Genomic DNA, 19,433 nt, shown 5'->3' with positions numbered 1-19,433 from the left:
ATGTGTGAACGACTTAAGGGGTTATGGGGGTGGATGGCGGGCGACTTTTGGCCGCGAGGTACGCCGCTTCCCTGTCCCAGAAACGTGAAAGGCGGGTATTAAATCACGTTTGGGGGTGTTGCTCAGCAGGTTCGATGGGCGGGGGGTAAAAAAGCCTGGCGGGGTTGGGTCAGGTCGCGATTGCGGTAGCTCGGGCGGGATTGATGGTGACTGATATGGTCTCATCGCGAGCAGGCTCACTCCCACAGTTTGACCGTGGCTGGGCGCAGTTTTTTTGTCTGGCAGAAATCCTGTAGGAGCTGAGCTTGCTCGCGAAAGCGGTGGGTCAGGTGACAGCAGTTCTGACTGTACCGCCGTCTTCGCGAGCAAGCTTCGCTCCTACAGTTTGACCGTGGCTGGGCACAGATTTTTGTTTGGCAGAAATCCTGTAGGAGCTGAGCTTGCTCGCGAAAGCGGAGGGTCAGGTGACAGCAGTTCTGACTGTACCGCCGTCTTCGCGAGCAAGCTTCGCTCCTACAGTTTGACCGTGGCTGGGCGCAGTTTTTTGTCTGGCATGGAGATCCTGTGGGAGCTGAGCTTGCTCGCGAAAGCGGTGGGTCAGGTGACAGCAGTTCTGACTGTACCGCCGTCTTCGCGAGCAAGCTTCGCTCCTACAGGGGTTGGGTGGTCAGATGCCGAAGCGGTCGCGCAGGGCGTAGTACGCGGCGCCCATGGCGGTGAGTGGGGCCTGGAAGGTGCGGCCGCCGAGCATCGGCATGTGTGGCAGCGAGGCGAAGGCGTCGAAGCGTTCGGCGTCGCCACGGATCATTTCCGAGATCAGTTTGCCGGCCAGGTGTGAGCAGGTGACGCCGTGGCCGCTATAGCCTTGCATGTAGTAGGCGTTTTTCTCGATGCGGCCGAATTGCGGCATGCGTGACATGGTCAGCAGGAAGTTGCCGGTCCAGCGGTAGTCGATTTTCACGTCCTTCAACTGCGGGAAGGTCTTGAGGATTTTCGGCTTGATCAACTGCTCGATGTCGTCCGGCTCGCGCGCGCCGTAGACCACGCCGCCGCCGTACAGCAAGCGGTTGTCGGCAGTGAGGCGGTAGTAATCGAGCAGGTAATTGCAGTCTTCAACGCAGTAATCGTTTTTGATCAGGCTGCGTGCGACTTGCTCGGACAGCGGTTCGGTGACGACGATTTGCGAGCCGCAGGGCATGCTTTTACGCGTCACGCGGTTGTCGAGGTCTTGCGGCAAATAGGCGTTGCCGGCGATCAGCAAATACTTGGCGCGGACCAGGCCTTTGGCGGTGCGCACGGTGATCGGCTCGCCGTAGGTGATTTCCACTGCGGCCGACTGTTCGTAGATTTTGCCGCCCAGGCCGATGATCGCCGAGGCTTCACCGAGCGCCAGGTTTAGCGGATGAATATGGCCACCCTGCATGTCGAGCAAACCGCCGACGTAGTTGTCGCATCCGACTTCGCGCTGGATATCCGCCGCGTCGAGCATTCGCAGGTTTTTGTTGCCATAGCGTTCCCAACTGCTTTTCTGCTCGGCCAAACCTTTGAGTTGCTTTTTGTTCAGCGCGGCGAAAATGCCACCGGGCTTGTAGTCGCACTGGATGTCGTAGTGCTGGATGCGCTGACGGATGATATCGGCGCCTTCGAAGATCATGCTGCCGAGGACTTCGGCGGTCTTGTCGCCGTAGCGTTCTTCGATCACATCAACGTCGCGGCTGTACGAGTTGACCAGTTGCCCGCCGTTGCGACCGCTGGCGCCGAAGCCGACTTTGGCGGCTTCGAGCACGGTCACGCTGTAGCCCGCTTCGGCGAGGAACAGCGCCGAGGACAAACCGGTGTAACCGGCGCCGATCACGCAGACGTCGCAGTCCACCGCTTGTTCCAGCACCGGGAATTCACCGGTGAAATTGCGGGTGGCGGCGTAGTAGCTGTTTACATGTGTGGTGTGTTTCATAAAGTTCTCCGATGGCCGTCGGCAATCGCCGGCGGCCGCCGTTGTAGAGGTGTCAGAGCTTGATCCAGGTCGCTTTGAGTTCGGTGTATTTGTCGAACGCGTGCAGCGATTTGTCCCGACCATTACCCGACTGCTTGAACCCGCCAAACGGCGCGGTCATGTCGCCGCCGTCGTACTGATTGACCCAGACGCTGCCGGCGCGCAAACCGCGGGCGAAGGTGTGGGCCTTGCTCAGGTTGCTGGTCCACACGCCCGCCGCCAGACCGAAGATGCTGTCGTTGGCAATCGCCAGCGCTTCATCGAAGGTGTCGAAGGTGATCAGCGACAGCACCGGGCCGAAGATTTCTTCCTGGGCGATGGTCATGGCGTTGGTCACGCCGTCGAAAATCGCCGGTTCCACGTAGAGGCCACCGGTGCTTTCGAGGGTGCGGCTGCCGCCCGCGATCAGTTGGGCGCCCTGGTCCTTGCCAACCTGGATGTAGCGCAAAACGTTGTCCAATTGGCGCTGATCGACGACCGCGCCGACGCTGGTTTCCGGGTCGAGTGCGTGCCCCGGTTTCCACGCTTGCAGCGCCTCGACCAGCAGCGGAATGAACTGCTCGCGGATCGAACGCTCGACCAGCAAGCGCGAACCGGCGGTGCAGACTTCGCCCTGGTTGAAGGCAATCGCGCCCGCTGCCGCTTGTGCTGCCGCGCGCAAATCCGGCGCGTCGGCGAACACCACGTTTGGACTCTTGCCCCCTGCTTCGAGCCAGACGCGTTTCATGTTGCTTTGCCCTGCATAGATCAACAGTTGCTTGGCGATCGCGGTCGAGCCGGTGAAGGCCAGCACGTCGACGTCCATGTGCAACGCCAGCGCCTTGCCGACGGTGTGGCCGTAGCCTGGCAGGACGTTGAACACGCCTTTCGGAATGCCCGCGTCCAGTGCCAACTGCGCGATGCGGATCGCGGTCAGCGGGGATTTTTCCGACGGTTTGAGGATGAACGAGTTGCCCGCCGCGAGCGCCGGGGCGAACTTCCAACTGGCCATGATCAACGGGAAGTTCCACGGCACGATGGCGGCGACCACGCCCGCAGGTTCACGGGTGATGAGGCCGAGTTGGTCGTGCGGTGTGGCGGCGACTTCGTCGTAGATTTTGTCGATGGCCTCGGCGCTCCAGCGGATCGCGTTGGCGGTCGCCGGGATGTCGATGCTCATCGAGTCGCTGATCGGTTTGCCCATGTCGAGGGTCTCGAGCAGCGCCAGTTCTTGCTGGTTGGCGAGGATCAGATCGGCGAATCGAATGAGGATTGTTTTGCGCTCGGCGGGTGCGAGGCGCGCCCACACGCCAGACTCGAAGGTCCGCCGCGCGACGGCGACGGCGGCGTTGGCGTCGGCTTCGTCGGTGCTGGCGACATTGGCCAGGAAGCGGCCGTCAACCGGGCTGATGCATTCGAAATTGTCACCGCTGAGTGCATCACGGTATTGGCCGTCGATAAATGCCCGACCTTCGATGGATAAAGACTGAAAGCGTTGCTCCCAGTCACTGCGAGTGTTTGTCATTGTTGTGACTCGACGCGGGGGGATGAGTGATCGTTGGGACATGGCGTGTCAGGTGATTGCAGTGGTGATAGCGCGGCCGTCATCGCGGGCAAGCCTTGCTCCTACGGGTTTGTGTCGGGCACAGAATTTGTGCACGTCGCAAAACTGTAGGAGCAAAGCTTGCTCGCGATGAGGCCATCACATCCAACATCAAACCCAACAGCCCACCCCGTTAAACGGTGTGCAGATACCAGTTGTACTCAAGGTCGGAGATGGAGTTCTCGAACTCGGCCAGCTCGCTTTCCTTGCACGCGACGAATACATCGATGTACAGCGGGTCGATGTACTTGGCCATGACTTCGCTGTCGTCGAGCTCACGCAATGCGTCGCGCAGGTTGTTCGGCAGGCTCTGCTCGTTCTGCTCGTAGCTGTTGCCTTCAACCGGGGCGCCGGGCTCGATCTTGTTGGTCAAGCCGTGGTGAATCCCGGCCAGCACCGAGGCCATCAGCAAGTACGGGTTGGCATCCGCACCGGCCACGCGGTGCTCGATGCGCACCGAGTCCGGCGAACCGGTTGGCACGCGCACCGCCACGGTACGGTTGTCGATGCCCCAGCACGGCGAGTTCGGCACATAAAACTGTGCGCCGAAGCGACGGTACGAGTTGACGTTCGGGCAGAGGAAAGCCATCTGCGCCGGCAGGGTCTCGAGCACACCGCCGATCGCGTGACGCAGTGCGGCGTTCTGCTCGGGATCCTCGCTGGCAAAAATGTTGTTGCCTTCCTTGTCGAGAATCGAAATGTGCACGTGCAAACCATTGCCCGCCTGGCCCGGATACGGCTTGGCCATAAACGTGGTGTCCATCTCGTGGTCGTAGGCGATGTTCTTCACCAGACGCTTGAGCAGCACCGCGTAGTCGCAGGCTTTGATCGGGTCGTTGACGTGATGCAGGTTGACTTCGAACTGCGCCGGGGCGCTTTCCTTGACGATCGCGTCGGCAGGAATGCCCTGCTCTTTCGCGCCTTCAAGGATGTCTTGCAGGCAATCGACGTACTCGTCGAGGTCATCGATCAAATACACCTGAGTCGACACCGGGCGCTTGCCCGAAACAGGCGAGCGCGGCGACTGCGGACGACCGTTGACGTTGTCCTGATCGATCAAATAGAACTCAAGCTCAAACGCCGCACAGATGGTCAGGCCCATTTCATCGAATTTGCGCACCACATTCGCGAGAACTTCACGCGGGTCGGCGAAAAACGGCTGGCCTTCGAGTTCGTGCATGGTCATCAGCAATTGCGCGGTTGGGCGCTTCTGCCAGGGCTCGATGCTCAGGGTGTCGGGGATGGGGTAGCAGATTCGGTCTGAGTCGCCGATGTCCAGACCCAGGCCGGTGCTTTCCACCGTAGAACCGTTGATGTCCAGGGCAAACAGCGACGCCGGGAGGTTGATGCCTTTTTCGTAAACCTTATGAAGACTGGTGCGTTCGATGCGCTTGCCGCGCACCACACCGTTCATATCCGCAATCAGAAGGTCGACGTACAAAACCTCAGGATATTTCTTAAGGAATGCGTTTGCTTCGTTGAGTTGAACGGTACGCAGAGGGACCGACATGATGCACCTATTAGCTGTTAATTATTATGTTCACTACGGTGTAGCGAGGCCAGTCAACCCGAACGGCAAAGTGAAGTCAATAGCGAACACTTGGCCTTTCAACCTTTATTTTCGGGCCTTTTATGGGCACGAGAGTGCCAATCAAGGCGCCAGACCCGCGCAGATCCTAAGCATCGGACGGTCGGCGTTTAGAATTTTTTACATGAGAGTTGTTAATTAAAATCAACAAGGCTAAGCTCCGGAAAAGCTCGTTCAAGTGTGAAACTTCGAGGTGATAAAAATGGCATTCAAGCCATTGATCGGCGTTACAGCGTGCGTCAAACAGATTGGCCCGCACCCCTACCACGTCAGCGGCGACAAGTACTTGCGTGCTGTCAGCGTCGCGGCTTTGGGGTTGCCCGTGGTCATTCCTTCCCTGGGCCAATTAACTGAAATCGACGACCTGCTCGCGCAGCTCGACGGTTTGTTGCTGACCGGCTCACCGTCCAATGTCGAACCCTTCCACTATCAAGGCCCCGCCAGTGCTCCGGGCACGGATCACGATCCGGCGCGGGACGCCACTACCCTTCCTTTATTGCGTGCAGCGATTGCCGCCGGTGTTCCGGTGCTGGGCATTTGCCGTGGCTTTCAGGAAATGAACGTGGCGTTCGGCGGCAGCCTGCATCAGAAGGTCCATGAGTTGCCCGGCATGCTCGATCACCGCGAGGCGGACAGTCCCGAGTTGGCGGTGCAATACGCACCGGCCCATGCGGTGGCGGTGCAGCCCGGCGGCGTGTTCGAAGCGCTGGAGTTGCCGGCCGAATTTCAGGTCAACTCGATTCACAGCCAAGGCATTGATCGACTGGCACCGGGCCTGCGCTGCGAGGCAGTGGCGCCGGACGGTTTGATCGAGGCGATTTCGGTCGTGGACAGCCAGGCCTTTGCGCTCGGCGTGCAATGGCACCCGGAATGGCAGGTGCTGGACAACCCTGCTTATTTGAGAATTTTCCAGGCGTTTGGCGACGCGTGCCGGCAACGCGCGGCGCTGCGTAAAAAACGCTGACGACTTAAACCCTCATCCATCGATTTAACTGCCCCTGTGAACGGGCGGGTGCGCCGACGCGCGCTGCTTCTTCACGCGTAAAAAACGAAACAAGACAACAACAAGCACCACCAGGCAGCCAGGATGGCGGCGCCGAATAAGCCCGAGCGGTATGGATTACCCCTGTAGGAGCAAAGCTTGCTCGCGATGGCGGTCGAACATTCAACATTGATGTCGATTGCCAGGCCCTCATCGCGAGCAAGCTTTGCTCCTACAAGGGACATCCGTACCGGCAAGGCTTGCAATCAACTATTAAGTCAGGCCGCGTTGGCCCGACGACTGAAACCTGTTGGGAGTTTCAAATGGCAAACGCCTCCAGCACTTACAGGAAGGCTCTTGAAGGTCATCAGGCACCGAAAAAGGTCTTGGTGAAAATCGATCGCGTGACCAAGAAGTTCGACGAAACCGTTGCCGTGGACGACGTGTCCCTGGAAATCCATCAGGGCGAAATCTTCGCCCTGCTCGGTGGTTCCGGCTCGGGCAAATCGACCCTGCTGCGCATGCTCGCAGGCTTCGAGCGACCAACCGAAGGGCGGATTCTGCTCGACGGCGTCGACATCACCGACATGCCGCCGTACGAGCGGCCGATCAACATGATGTTCCAGTCTTACGCGCTGTTCCCGCACATGACGGTGGCGCAGAACATTGCCTTCGGCCTCAAGCAGGATCGTTTGTCCGCCAGCGAAATCGACGCCCGCGTCGAAGAAATGCTGCGTCTGGTGCACATGACCCAATATGCCAAACGCAAACCCCATCAGTTGTCCGGCGGCCAGCGCCAGCGCGTCGCCCTCGCCCGCTCGCTGGCGAAACGGCCAAAGCTGTTGCTGCTCGACGAACCGATGGGCGCGCTGGATAAAAAACTCCGTTCGCAGATGCAACTTGAGCTGGTGCAGATCATTGAGCGGGTCGGCGTGACCTGCGTAATGGTGACGCACGACCAGGAAGAAGCCATGACCATGGCCGAGCGCATCGCGATCATGCACCTCGGCTGGATCGCGCAGATCGGCAGCCCGGTGGACATTTACGAAGCGCCGGTCAGCCGCATGGTCTGCGAATTCATCGGCAACGTGAACGCCTTCGACGGCACCGTGGTCGAGGACCTGGAAGGTCACGCGATCATCCACAGCCCGGACCTGGAACAGAAAATTTACGTCGGCCACGGCGTCAGCACCTCGGTGCAGGACAAGTCGATCACCTACGCCATCCGCCCGGAAAAAATGCTCGTCAGCACCACCCAACCGGAATTTCGCTACAACTGGTCCCGCGGCAAGGTCCACGACATTGCCTACCTCGGCGGCCACTCGGTGTTCTACGTTGAACTGCCGGGCGGCAAAATCGTGCAGTCGTTCATGGCCAACGCCGAACGGCGCGGCGCGCGTCCGACCTGGGACGATCAGGTCTACGTGTGGTGGGAAGACGACAGCGGCGTGGTACTGCGCTCATGAAAACCTTCAATCAGCAATTCCTCAGACTGGTCCCCAGCGGGCGCAAAGTGGTGATCGGGATTCCGTTCATCTGGCTGTTCCTGTTCTTCATGCTGCCGTTCTTCCTGGTGATGAAAATCAGCTTTTCGGAAGCGGCGCTGGCGATCCCGCCGTACTCGGAGATCTACACTTTCGCCGAGCAGAAATTCGAACTGCTGCTGAACCTCGGCAACTACAGCTTGCTGACCCAGGATGAGCTGTATGTCTCGGCGTACCTCGGCTCGTTGAAAGTCGCGCTGCTGAGTACGTTGATGTGCCTGGTGATCGGTTTTCCGATGGCCTATGCGATCACCAAAGCGAGCAAGGAAACGCAAAACGTCCTGCTGCTGTTGATCATGATGCCGACCTGGACCGCGATCCTGATCCGCGTGTATGCGTGGATGGGCATCCTCAGCAACAACGGTTTGCTCAACGCGTTCCTGATGTGGACCGGGCTGACCTCGGCACCGATCGAGATCCTCAACACCAACACTGCGGTGTACATCGGCGTGGTGTACGCCTACCTGCCGTTCATGGTGTTGCCGCTCTACGCCAACCTCGTCAAGCACGACAACAGCCTGCTGGAAGCCGCGTCGGACCTGGGTTCGAGCAACTTCAACAACTTCTGGAAAATCACTGTGCCGCTGGCCAAGAACGGCATCATCGCCGGTTGCATGCTGGTGTTCATTCCGGTGGTCGGCGAGTTCGTGATTCCAGAACTGCTGGGCGGCCCGGAAACGCTGATGATCGGGCGTGTGCTGTGGCAAGAGTTCTTCAATAACCGCGACTGGCCGGTAGCGTCCGCGCTGGCGGTGGTGATGCTGTTGATCCTGATTGTGCCGATTCTGCTGTTCAACCGCAGCCAGGCCAAAGAGATGGAGGCACGGGGATGAAACGCTTCGGATTTTCTAAGTTCATGCTGATTTTCGGCCTGTCGTTTATCTACCTGCCGATGCTGATTCTGGTGATCTACTCGTTCAACGCCTCGAAACTGGTGACGGTTTGGGGCGGCTGGTCGATCAAGTGGTACGTCGGTTTGCTCGACAACACGCAACTGATGGGCTCAGTGTTGCGCTCGCTGGAAATTGCCTTTTACACCGCGATTGCGGCGGTGGCGCTGGGCACGCTGGCGGCGTTTGTGCTGACGCGGGTTACGCGGTTCAAGGGTCGCACGCTGTTCGGCGGGCTGGTGACGGCGCCGCTGGTAATGCCGGAAGTGATCACCGGTCTGTCGCTGTTGCTGCTGTTTGTGGCGATGGCGCAGATGATCGGCTGGCCGATGGAACGCGGTATCGTCACCATCTGGATTGCCCACACCACGTTCTGTGCAGCATATGTGGCGGTGGTGGTGTCGGCGCGTTTGCGTGAGCTGGATCTGTCGATTGAAGAAGCGGCGATGGACCTTGGCGCGCGGCCGTTGAAGGTGTTCTTTTTGATCACCATCCCGATGATCGCGCCGTCGCTGGCGGCGGGCGGAATGATGTCGTTTGCGCTGTCGCTGGATGATCTGGTATTGGCGAGTTTCGTTTCCGGGCCAGGTTCGACGACGCTGCCGATGGAGGTGTTTTCGGCGGTACGTTTGGGCGTGAAACCTGAGATCAACGCGGTGGCGAGCCTGATTCTGTTGGCGGTGTCGATCGTTACGTTCATGGTCTGGTACTTCAGCCGCCGCGCCGAAGCCAACCGCAAACGCGCGATCCAGGAAGCGATGGACCAGACGGCCAATGAGTCGTGGACACAACCCAACAGCCAAAGAGCCGGAGCAACGGCCTAAGGTCGCTGCTGATCAGTCAAGTGAACACAAACCCTGTGGCGAGGGGGCTTGCCCCCGTTCGGCGGCGAAGCCGTCGTAAAACCAGTGAACGCGGTGTCCTTGGTACACCTCGGTTGCAGGTTTGGGGGCCGCTTCGCGACCCAACGGGGGCAAGCCCCCTCGCCACAGAAAGCTCACTCGCCACACGCTTGTGTTTTGAATAAAAAGAATGGAGTTGTACCGATGAAAATGTTTGGCAGGGCTCTGCTGACACTGTCCTTATTGGGCGCCATGGCGACAGTTGCCCAGGCCAACGACAAGGTTTTGCGCGTTTATAACTGGTCGGATTACATCGCCCCGGACACACTGCAAAAGTTCGAAAACGAGACCGGTATCCGCGTCACCTACGATGTGTTCGACAGCAATGAAACCCTCGAAGCACGCTTGCTCGCAGGTAAATCCGGGTACGACATCGTCGTGCCGTCCAACAGTTTCCTGGCCAAGCAGATCAAGGCTGGCGTCTATCAGGAACTGGACAAATCAAAGCTGCCGAACTGGAAAAACCTTAATCCGGTGCTGCTGAAAAACGCCTCGGCCAGCGACCCGGACAACGCGCATGCCTTCCCGTACATGTGGGGCTCGATCGGTATCGGTTTCAACCCGGCCAAGGTCAAGGAAGTGCTCGGTGCCGATGCGCCGACCAACTCCTGGGACTTGCTGTTCAAACCGCAAAACGCGGAAAAACTCAAAGCTTGCGGCATCAGTTTCCTTGATTCGCCGACCGAGATGCTGCCGGCCGCCCTGCACTATCTGGGTTACCCGGTGAACTCGCAGGACAAAACGCAAATCGCCGAAGCCGAAGCGCTGTTCATGAAGATTCGGCCGTCGGTGGCGTACTTCCATTCCTCGAAGTACATCTCTGATTTGGCCAACGGCAACATCTGCGTGGCGGTCGGTTATTCCGGCGATGTGTTGCAAGCCAAGGCACGCGCCAAAGAGGCTGGCGACAAAGTGAAGATCGATTACAGCATTCCGAAAGAAGGCGCTGGCAGCTTCTATGACATGGTCGCGATCCCACGGGATGCGGCGAACGTCGACAACGCCTACCTGTTCATGAACTTCCTGATGCGCCCGGACATCATCGCCGAGATCACCAACAACATCGGCTACAGCAACGCCAATGCCGCCGCGACGCCGTTGGTGGATGAAGCGATTCGCGACGACCCGGGCTCGTATCCGTCGCAAGCAGTAATGGCGACGCTGTACGCGATTCCCGACATGCCGATTGGCGTGCAACGCGTCATGACCCGCGGCTGGACGCGGGTCAAACTCGGTAAGTAATCACCGCACTGATCGTTCCCGCGCAGAGCGGGGGAGCGATCGGTCATTCCTGCTGGATATTCAGGACAGCAGCGGCCATTCGGCCAACTACAAATCTGGTTCCGCCCTCACAGAATCTGCTTCACCCCACATAATCTGGTTCATCTCACAACGCCATTGATCACGGGGAAATCTGCTCACTAGTCACTTGCGGCGGGTTCCAATCGATGGCGCCACTGCTTGAGCTGACCGACGGTAGTTCGGCGCGCCCGGCCAGGTTGCCTTCGACCTGCCCGGCGATGTACAGCGTCCCCGCCATCACCCCGGTGGTCGGGTTTTGCACCAGTTTGGTCCAGGCTTTATCGAAGGTATTGCCCAGACTGCTGCGGATCAGCGCTTCACTGTCGGGCCGATCATTGGCCTGAAGAATCGCGCGGATCCCGGCCACGCCAACCGTGATCAAACCGCCGGCAAAGCGCCCCGCTGCAGCCGCCACCGCGCTAGCCGCGCCGCGCGGGGCCATTTCGGCTTCCATGCGTTGGCTGGCGCGCTTGGCCACTGGCGCCATCGCCGTATCGGTAGAATCAACGCCCTTGTCGCCACCGGCCTTGTGGATCTTGTCGATCAGCGCCGCATACGCCGGCAACGTATTCAACGGCTCGGCTTGCATCACCTGATACAGCGAAGCGTTACGCGCCGGCGGCGGCCCGAGGGCAATCGCCGGGACTTTCTGCAGGCGAGCATTAAGTTGCGCCATCGGCACGCCGTGACGCTGGGAAATGCGCTGCAATTCCTCCTGGAGGATGTCGACGTAGAACGCCGTGGCCAAACCGAGAATCGCCTCGGGATCAATTTCTATCGCGGCCGGCGCCAAGACCCGCTGCTGGTATTGCTCCAGCAAATACGCGGCCAAACGCTTGGCCGACGCATCCTGCTCACCCTGGGAACTGATCGAATACCAACTGACTTTCATCGACAGCCATTCCTGGGTCCAGTAGCTGCTGAACCAAGGAATGAAGTTCTCTTCGGTCAATTGATAAACCCGCGTGCGCCAGTAATCCATGGCGCCACGGGCGTAGATTTTGGTCTGTTCGGTGGCGGATTGGGACGCGGCGACGATCTCCCGATCGACCTGCTGCCAAGTGGCGGGCGCGACGAAGACCGCCGGGACAACCACCGGCGCGCGCGCAGGCGTGGCGCATCCGGCCAAGACCAACAACACGGCGACGATCAGCGAACGCAGGTCCAAGATCGTGGTGTCCTGCAGGCGACGCCGGGCGGATTGCCCGGTGCTCATAAAGGTATTGAGTTGAGTATAGGTTGAGGATTTTCGCCGTTCGTCTGGTGGCTGGAGGTTGATGGGGCGATGGAAAAGCATCGCGAGCAGGCTCACTCCTACAGGGGCCGGGGTGATCGCAACATCTGTGAACGGCGCCAATCCCTGTAGGAGTGAGCCTGCTCGCGATGAGGCCCACAAGAACACCGATTCCCTCAACCATCACTCACATCGATATTCACCATCGCCACGCGCGCCTTCCGCAAAAAAAATGCCCGATGCACCATCAGCCCCATCGCCAACGCATCCCCGCATCGGAGGGGCACATCATGTTGATTCATCTGCTGACCTGCCTGGCCCTCAGCGCCGTCACCCTGACCCTGTTTGCACGTTTCTTCCTGGACATCGGCCACACCGAGGAGCACTCGTCATGACCCGCATCGTCAACCTGGCCGTGAGTTTCCCGGTATTCGGCAGCAACTACTATTCGCAGCACGTGGTCTCGCGCAAAGACCTCGCGCTGGTGTTCGACAAACAGTTCGAAGCCTTGCTGATGCCCGCGGCCGCCAATCACTTCAGCAACGAAGTGGTCGGGCTCAACGATCAATTCCGCTTTCTCAATGACGTACTCGTCGAACACCTGCTCGACGCCGAGCTGGCTCAACTCTCTTCACGCCAGTTCACCTTCTGATCGCTAGCAACGCCTAGAGCGTCTGCTGCGAGTTGCCGAGGGTGCGCGCCTGTTCGATGGCCCATTCAAACGCATCCTCCATGTCGAGCAGATGCGGCTTGGGCTCATGGTCTTCATTGATTACCGTGCCGTCCGGCTGGTAGACGCCGATAAACATCTGCAGCGAGCCATCGCGCAGAATCCTCGCTTTGACATCAATCCTGCACCCGTTCGACAGGGTTTCCGTGTGGACCAGATGGCGCTCGGTCATTGCCCTACTCCTCGTGTCGTTGACGTTTCAAACCGCTGGTAGCTATTCAATGTAGCTTCTATGCAGACCAGCGATATCCCGCGAAATCGCTCATTTGCCCGCGAAACCACCTGCAACAGGACAGCGGCGAATTGCCACCTATACTCCACGCAGTCAACCCGCAAAGGATCTGCGCCTCCAACAATAAAAAGCAGAGGTGGAACATGGTCTGGCAGCAAATCTACGACCCGTTCGGCAATCCGATGTTATCGACCTTCATGGCCGCCGTGCCGGTGGTGGTGATGCTCGCATCCTTGGCGTTTTTCCATGTGAAGGCGCATCTGGCGGCGTTGATGGCCCTGGCGTCAGCGCTGTTGATCGCGATTTTTGCGTTCGGCATGCCGGCCGACATGGCCGGTTCGGCGGCATTGTTCGGCGCGGCCAATGGCTTGCTGCCGATTGGCTGGATCGTCCTCAACATCATTTTCCTGCACCGTCTGACCACCGAGAACGGCTCGTTCAAGGTGTTGCAGGATTCCCTCGCGCGAATCACCGACGACCGGCGCCTGCAATTGCTGCTGATCGCGTTCTGTTTCGGCGCGTTCTTCGAAGGCGCGGCCGGGTTTGGCACGCCGGTGGCGGTGACCGGGGCGATTCTGATCGGCCTGGGTTTCTCACCACTGGCCGCGTCGGGCCTGGCGCTGATCGCCAACACCGCGCCGGTCGCGTTTGGCGCGCTCGGCACGCCGATCATCACGCTGGCCAAGGTCACCGGGCTGGACGAAATGGAGCTGTCGATGATGGTCGGTCGGCAACTGCCCTTCTTCTCGGTGCTGGTGCCGTTCTGGCTGATCTGGGCGTTTGCCGGGTGGCGCAAAATGCTCGAAATCTGGCCGGCGATTCTGGTCGCCGGGGTCAGTTTTGCCATCCCGCAATTTGTCGTCTCGAACTACCACGGGCCGATGCTGGTGGACGTGATCGCCGCGCTGATCTCCATGGCGTGCCTGACCGGTTTCCTCAAGGTCTGGAAACCGGCGACCATCCACACCTCTGCGGCACTCTCGGGACGCGTCGATAACTCGAAAATCGATCCCGAGCACGAGCAGAAACCCGAGACCAGCGGCACGTTTGCCGGTGACGCCAAACCCGCGGTGATGCGCGCGTGGATGCCGTGGATCATCCTCACGGTGTTCGTGTTTGCCTGGGGCACGCAGGGTTTCAAAAACATGTTCGATACCCGCGCCGTGGTCGATCCGCAAACCCAGTCGCAGCGGCTCGACCCGCAAGGCAAACCAGTGCGCGAGGCCAATCCGATCTTCGCCCCGGCGCTGACCTTCACCACGTTGCACCAGCAAATCGAGAAAGTGCCGCCGGTGGTGCCGCAGCCGAAAACCGAAGAAGCGATCTACAAATTCACCTGGTTCACCGCGACCGGCAGCGGGATTTTCTTCGCGGCGATTTTCGGTGGGCTGCTGATGGGGTATTCGATCCCGCAATTGGCACGCCAGTATCTGAAAACGTTGTGGGTGGTGCGTTATTCGCTGATCACGATTGTCGCGATGCTCGCCCTGGGTTACCTGACCCGCTATTCAGGATTGGACGCGACCATGGGCCTGGCATTTGCCGCGACGGGGATTTTCTACCCGATGTTCGGCACCTTGCTCGGCTGGCTCGGCGTGGCGCTGACCGGTTCCGACACCGCCTCAAACGTGCTGTTCGGCGGCTTGCAGCGCGTGACGGCCGAGCAACTGGGGATCAGCCCGGTGTTGATGGCAGCGGCCAACAGCTCCGGGGGTGTGATGGGCAAAATGGTCGACGCACAGTCCATCGTGGTCGCCTCCACCGCCACCCGCTGGTATGGGCATGAAGGCGAGATTTTGCGCTACGTGTTCTTCCATTCGATTGTGCTGGCGATTCTGGTCGGCGGGCTGGTGACGTTGCAGGCGTACGTCGCGCCGTTCAGCAGCATGGTGGTCGGCGGGCCTTGAAAACCCACCCATTGCCTGGTGCGTGTGCGGCTATGTTTCGGGCGACAGGGAACCTTCCCCTGTCGCCGCCTATCCCTTGATAATCGACCCGGCTTAAACCACTGAGTCAGTACGCCAGGGCGCGTTGAGTTGTCGATTCAGATCCTCGATTAAACCTCCACCCGTTTTACGCTTAGAATGCTGACTTTCACCGCCGCCACGTCAGTGACGGCGGCTGCATTTATCTGTTTGCGACTGCGGTAGTAAACGGCGCTGTCGATGATTGCTCGAATCGGGCGCAAGCCTGATAAATTTTGTCGCGGCGCAGGACGTCGCCTTTTCAAGGCACTGGCATGACCACTTCTCCTGACGCTTCAACCGACGTTGCGCCACCCAAGCAACGGGCGCTGCACCCACTGGACTTCGGCGTGGTCGGCATTGGCGCGTCCGCCGGCGGCTTGCAAGCGATCAAACTGTTTTTCGAGAACATGCCGCAGGACAACGGCATGGCGTTCGTGATCATCCTGCACCTGTCGCCGGACCACGAAAGCATCGCCGACAAGATCATCCAGGAATCGACCAAGATGCCGGTCCTGCAAGTCACCGAATCGGTGGCGATCGAACGCAATCACGTCTACGTCATTTCCCCCGCGCACCGCTTGGCCATGGATGACGGCAGGCTTGAAGTCAGCCCTGCCGACCCGCGCCTGGGCCGGACCTCAGCCATCGACCTGTTCTTCCGCGACCTCGCGGACGTGCACCGCGAGCGCGCGTTTTGCCTGGTGCTGTCCGGCACCGGTTCGGACGGCGCGGTGGGTCTGTCGCGGATCAAGGAACAGGGCGGCGTGACCCTCGCCCAGGCGCCGGAAGACGCCGAGTTCGACGGCATGCCGCGCGCGGCTATTGAAACGCAGATGGTCGATCTGGTGCTGCCAGTCGTCGAGATGCCGCAAAAATTGCTGGAATTATGGCGCAACGCCAAAGCGATCTGCCTGCCCACCGCCAACGATCCCGACCTGCAAACCATCGCCTCAGCCGCCGAACGCGACGCCGTGGCCGCCGAACAATTGCTGCGTGACGTGTTGGTGCAGCTGCGCGCCGGCACCGGCCATGACTTCAAACACTACAAACGCGCCACGGTGCTGCGCCGCATCGAGCGACGCATGCAAGTCACCGCGCAGCCCGACCTCGCGGCTTATTACCGTTTCCTGCTGACCAGCCCCGAAGAAACCAAAGCGTTGCTCGCCGACATGTTGATCGGTGTGACCAATTTCTTCCGCGACCGCGAAGCCTTTGAAGCGCTGGAACGCGACGTGGTCCCGCAACTGGTCAGCGCTGCCGTTTCGGCGCACCCGGAGACAGAAGAGATCCGCGTCTGGTCGGCCGGTTGCTCGACGGGAGAAGAGGTCTACAGCCTGGCGATGTTGCTCAACGATCAGATGCAGCTCGACGCCAGCGAGGCGGCGTTGCAACTGTTTGCCACCGACATCGACGAACGCGCGATCAGCATCGGCCGCAGTGGTTTGTACCCGCAAGCGATCGTCACCGATGTGCCGCCAACCCGCTTGCGGCATTACTTCAGCAAGGAAAACCAGCACTACCGGATTCGTAAAGAGCTGCGCGAAAAGGTCTTGTTTGCCAAGCACAGCCTGTTGTCCGACCCACCGTTCTCGCACATGGACCTGATCGTTTGCCGCAACCTGCTGATCTATCTGGATCGCGAGGTGCAACGTGAAATCCTGCAGATGTTCCACTTTGCCTTGCGCCCCGGCGGCTTCCTGTTTCTGGGCACCTCCGAAAGCGCCGACGCCTGCCACGACCTGTTTGCCCCGGTCGACAAGCGCAACCGGATCTTCCGCGCCAAAACCGGCACCGGCAGCAGCCGCCGGGCTCCGACCATGCCACGTGGAGGCTATGTGCGCACCGACATTACCCGTCAGGCACCGCCCAGCAACAAGCCGCGCAAATTATCATTCGCCGACATTCACCAACGTGCGCTGGAACACTCGGCACCCCCGAGCATGATCGTCGATGCCAACGCCGACATCCTGCACATGAGCGAAAGCGCCGGGTGTTATCTGCGCCATGTAGGCGGCGAGTTGTCGCGCAATCTGCTGACGCTGATCCTGCCCGAATTACGCCTCGAAGTACGCACCACGCTGTTCCAGGCCCAACAGGGCAGCCACGTCGTCAAGTCGCGCACCGTGGCGATCAAACGCGCAGAGCGCAGCTTTCGCATCGACCTGATAGCGCACCCGTACCGTGAAGAAGAGGCCGACAGCGAATTGGTGCTGTTGATGTTTGAGGAAGTCGAAGTCGACCCGTCCGAGGCGTCGAGCTCGACCGTGCTGCAAAGCGAAAATCAGGTGTTGTCCAACCTCGAACGCGAGTTGCAGCGCACCAAATTGCAGTTGCAGGACACCATCGAACAATCGGAAGTCTCCAGCGAAGAGCTCAAGGCTTCCAACGAAGAAATGCAGGCGATCAACGAAGAACTGCGCTCGGCCACCGAAGAGCTGGAAACCAGCAAGGAAGAGTTGCAGTCGATCAACGAAGAGCTGCTGACGGTCAACTTCGAACTGAAAACCAAAGTCGAAGAAACCGACAAGATCAACGATTACCTGACCAACCTGATCGCCTCCACCGACATCGCCACGGTGTTTGTCGACAGCAGCATGCGCATCAAATGGTTCACGCCACGCGCCACCGATATCTTCAGCATGTTGCCGGTGGACACCGGGCGCTCGTTGCTCGACATCACCCATCGGCTCAATTACGACGACTTGGTCGGCGACGCCGCGCAAGTTTTCGAATCGCTGAACATGATCGAACGCGAAGTCAGCAGCACCGACAATCGCTGGTACATCGCGCGCCTTCTGCCCTACCGCTCCAGCGCCGATCACATCGACGGCACGGTGCTGACGTTCATCGATATCACCAAGCGCCACGCCGCTGAAGAAGAGTTGCGCCAGGGCGAGGAACGTATGCGCCTGGTCGCCGAAAGCACCCGCGATTACGCAATCATCACGCTCGACGAATTGGGCATCATCACCACGTGGAACAAAGGTGCAGAACTGATCTTCGGCTACAGCAAAGCCGAGGCCGAAGGCGCTTATTACGACTTCATTTTCTCGGCTGAGGACCGCGCGGCCGGCGTCCCGGAAAACGAGCTGTCGACGGTGCGCATTCAGGGTCGCAACGAAGACGAACGCTGGCATCTGCACAAGGATGGCACGCGCTTTTATTGCAGCGGCGAAGTCACCCTACTGCGCGGCGACAACCTGCAAGGCTACGTGAAAATCGCCCGTGACCTCACCGGCCACAAGCGCCTGCATGAAGAGCAAAACCAGCAACTGGCCGAGACTCAGAGCAGCAGCCATTTGAAGGATGAGTTCTTCGCGGTGATGTCCCACGAGCTCAAGCATCCGCTGAACCTGATCCAGCTCAACGCCGAATTGCTGCGGCGTTTGCCGCTGATCAAATCGACCGCTCCGGCGGAAAAAGCCGTCAACACCATTTGCGATGCCGTGAGCAGTCAGGCGCGGATCATCGATGACTTGCTCGACGTCGCCCGCGTGCGCACCGGCAAGCTGCGCCTCAAGCGCAGCACCGTCGATTTGAACCGGATGCTCCAGGACGTTTATCAAGTGGTGATCAACGCGCACCAGAACGTCGATGTGAAGCTTGAATTGCCTGAGGCGCTGATGATTGACGCCGACCCGACGCGCGTCGAGCAGATCATCTGGAACCTGGTGAACAATGCGCTGAAGTTCACCCCGGCGGGCGGCAAGATCCGTTTGATCGCCTCGCGCGTCGGCGCAATGGCCCGGCTCGACGTGCAGGACAGCGGCCTGGGCCTGAGCGCTGACAGCTTGCATGAAGTGTTTGACCTGTTCGGTCAGGCGGCCAATCAGCACGCGACGCATCACCGCGAAGGCCTGGGCATCGGCCTGTCACTGGTGCGCCAGTTGACCGAGGCCCACGGCGGCAGCGTCAAGGTCAAATCCGCCGGGCTGGGGCTGGGCTGCACGTTCACCGTGTTGCTGCCACTGAGCCAACCGGATGATCAACTGACGCCAGCGGCGCAGGCCGATCAACAGTCCGGGCGGCTGGCCGGTTTGACCGTGTTGCTGGTTGATGACTCGCCGGACGTGCTGGAGACGCTGAAGATGCTGCTGGAAATGGAAGACGCCGAAGTCATCGCGTTTTGCGAACCGCAGCAGGCGCTGGCGGCAGCGCAAACCGGGCAATTCGACGTGGTGGTTTCTGACGTGGGCATGCCGGGCATGAGCGGCTACGAACTGATGCGCGCGCTGCGGGCATTGCCACATATCCGCGCAACCCCGGCAATCGCCCTGACCGGTTATGGCGCTGAAAGCGACGTCGAGAAATCACGCAAATCCGGCTTCGACCGCCACCTCGGAAAACCGGTGTCGTACGACGCATTGATCGACACCATCGAAGAACTGCACCGGGCGAAAAACGACTGACCAGCCCCTCCAGCCCAAATCGGACACAGCCCCTGTGGCGAAGGGGCTTGCCACAGGGGTTGACTGTTTGCAGCCCGG

Annotated in this window: 13 protein-coding genes; 8 read left to right on the top strand and 5 right to left on the bottom strand. The window is 59.8% G+C overall.

The window, feature by feature from the left end:
• Nucleotides 1-667: 667 nt before the first annotated feature.
• The 3 genes from BLU01_RS24575 to BLU01_RS24565 all read right to left on the bottom strand — a co-directional run bounded on the left by BLU01_RS24575 (nt 668) and on the right by BLU01_RS24565 (nt 5,085).
• Entirely contained in the window at nt 668-1,954 is a 1,287-nt protein-coding gene (locus BLU01_RS24575) for an NAD(P)/FAD-dependent oxidoreductase (RefSeq protein ID WP_092280352.1), read from the bottom strand.
• A 52-nt stretch (nt 1,955-2,006) separates the two neighbouring features.
• Nucleotides 2,007-3,497 carry an aldehyde dehydrogenase gene (locus BLU01_RS24570; protein ID WP_092280350.1) on the bottom strand — a complete coding sequence of 497 codons (1,491 nt, stop codon included), beginning with the start codon at nt 3,495-3,497 and terminating at the stop codon, nt 2,007-2,009.
• 211 nt (nt 3,498-3,708) lie between these two features.
• Entirely contained in the window at nt 3,709-5,085 is a 1,377-nt protein-coding gene (locus BLU01_RS24565) for a glutamine synthetase family protein (RefSeq protein ID WP_092280348.1), read from the bottom strand.
• Between the two features lie 280 nt (nt 5,086-5,365).
• Here BLU01_RS24565 and BLU01_RS24555 point away from each other — a divergent pair, with 280 nt between their 5' ends.
• From BLU01_RS24555 to BLU01_RS24535, 5 genes are all read left to right on the top strand, one after another.
• Nucleotides 5,366-6,127 (top strand): gamma-glutamyl-gamma-aminobutyrate hydrolase family protein, encoded by a 762-nt coding sequence (locus tag BLU01_RS24555; protein ID WP_092280344.1) that lies wholly within the window; start codon nt 5,366-5,368, stop codon nt 6,125-6,127.
• Between the two features lie 341 nt (nt 6,128-6,468).
• Entirely contained in the window at nt 6,469-7,611 is a 1,143-nt protein-coding gene (gene potA / locus BLU01_RS24550; protein WP_092280342.1) for a polyamine ABC transporter ATP-binding protein, read from the top strand.
• Nucleotides 7,608-8,522 (top strand): ABC transporter permease subunit, encoded by a 915-nt coding sequence (locus BLU01_RS24545; protein WP_092280340.1) that lies wholly within the window; start codon nt 7,608-7,610, stop codon nt 8,520-8,522. The genes potA and BLU01_RS24545 overlap by 4 nt, the downstream gene beginning before the upstream one ends.
• On the top strand, nt 8,519-9,403 hold the full coding sequence (locus tag BLU01_RS24540) for an ABC transporter permease subunit (protein ID WP_092280338.1): 885 nt from the start codon (nt 8,519-8,521) through the stop codon (nt 9,401-9,403). Before BLU01_RS24545 ends, BLU01_RS24540 begins: the two co-directional genes overlap by 4 nt.
• A 222-nt stretch (nt 9,404-9,625) precedes the next feature.
• A complete protein-coding gene (locus tag BLU01_RS24535; RefSeq protein WP_092280336.1) occupies nt 9,626-10,723 on the top strand; it encodes a polyamine ABC transporter substrate-binding protein in 1,098 nt (365 codons plus the stop codon).
• Nucleotides 10,724-10,883: 160 nt separating this feature from the next.
• On the opposite strand, the gene BLU01_RS24530 is transcribed toward BLU01_RS24535, so the two are convergent.
• Nucleotides 10,884-11,951 carry a hypothetical protein gene (locus tag BLU01_RS24530; RefSeq protein WP_092281735.1) on the bottom strand — a complete coding sequence of 356 codons (1,068 nt, stop codon included), beginning with the start codon at nt 11,949-11,951 and terminating at the stop codon, nt 10,884-10,886.
• A 457-nt stretch (nt 11,952-12,408) separates the two neighbouring features.
• Between BLU01_RS24530 and BLU01_RS24525 the strand changes: the two genes are divergently transcribed.
• Nucleotides 12,409-12,669 (top strand): hypothetical protein, encoded by a 261-nt coding sequence (locus BLU01_RS24525; protein WP_092280334.1) that lies wholly within the window; start codon nt 12,409-12,411, stop codon nt 12,667-12,669.
• A gap of 13 nt (nt 12,670-12,682) precedes the next feature.
• Here BLU01_RS24525 and BLU01_RS24520 read toward each other — a convergent pair whose 3' ends face one another.
• Complete coding sequence (locus BLU01_RS24520) at nt 12,683-12,919, bottom strand: hypothetical protein (protein ID WP_092280332.1); 237 nt, start codon at nt 12,917-12,919, stop codon at nt 12,683-12,685.
• Nucleotides 12,920-13,122: 203 nt separating this feature from the next.
• Between BLU01_RS24520 and BLU01_RS24515 the strand changes: the two genes are divergently transcribed.
• Nucleotides 13,123-14,886, top strand: a complete 1,764-nt coding sequence (locus tag BLU01_RS24515; protein WP_092280330.1) for an L-lactate permease — start codon at nt 13,123-13,125, stop codon at nt 14,884-14,886.
• Between the two features lie 332 nt (nt 14,887-15,218).
• Entirely contained in the window at nt 15,219-19,355 is a 4,137-nt protein-coding gene (locus BLU01_RS24510) for a CheR family methyltransferase (protein WP_092280328.1), read from the top strand.
• Nucleotides 19,356-19,433 lie beyond the last annotated feature (78 nt).

Source organism: Pseudomonas prosekii (genome assembly GCF_900105155.1).
GTDB lineage: Bacteria > Pseudomonadota > Gammaproteobacteria > Pseudomonadales > Pseudomonadaceae > Aquipseudomonas > Aquipseudomonas prosekii.
This window is presented reverse-complemented; position numbering and strand designations above follow the sequence as displayed.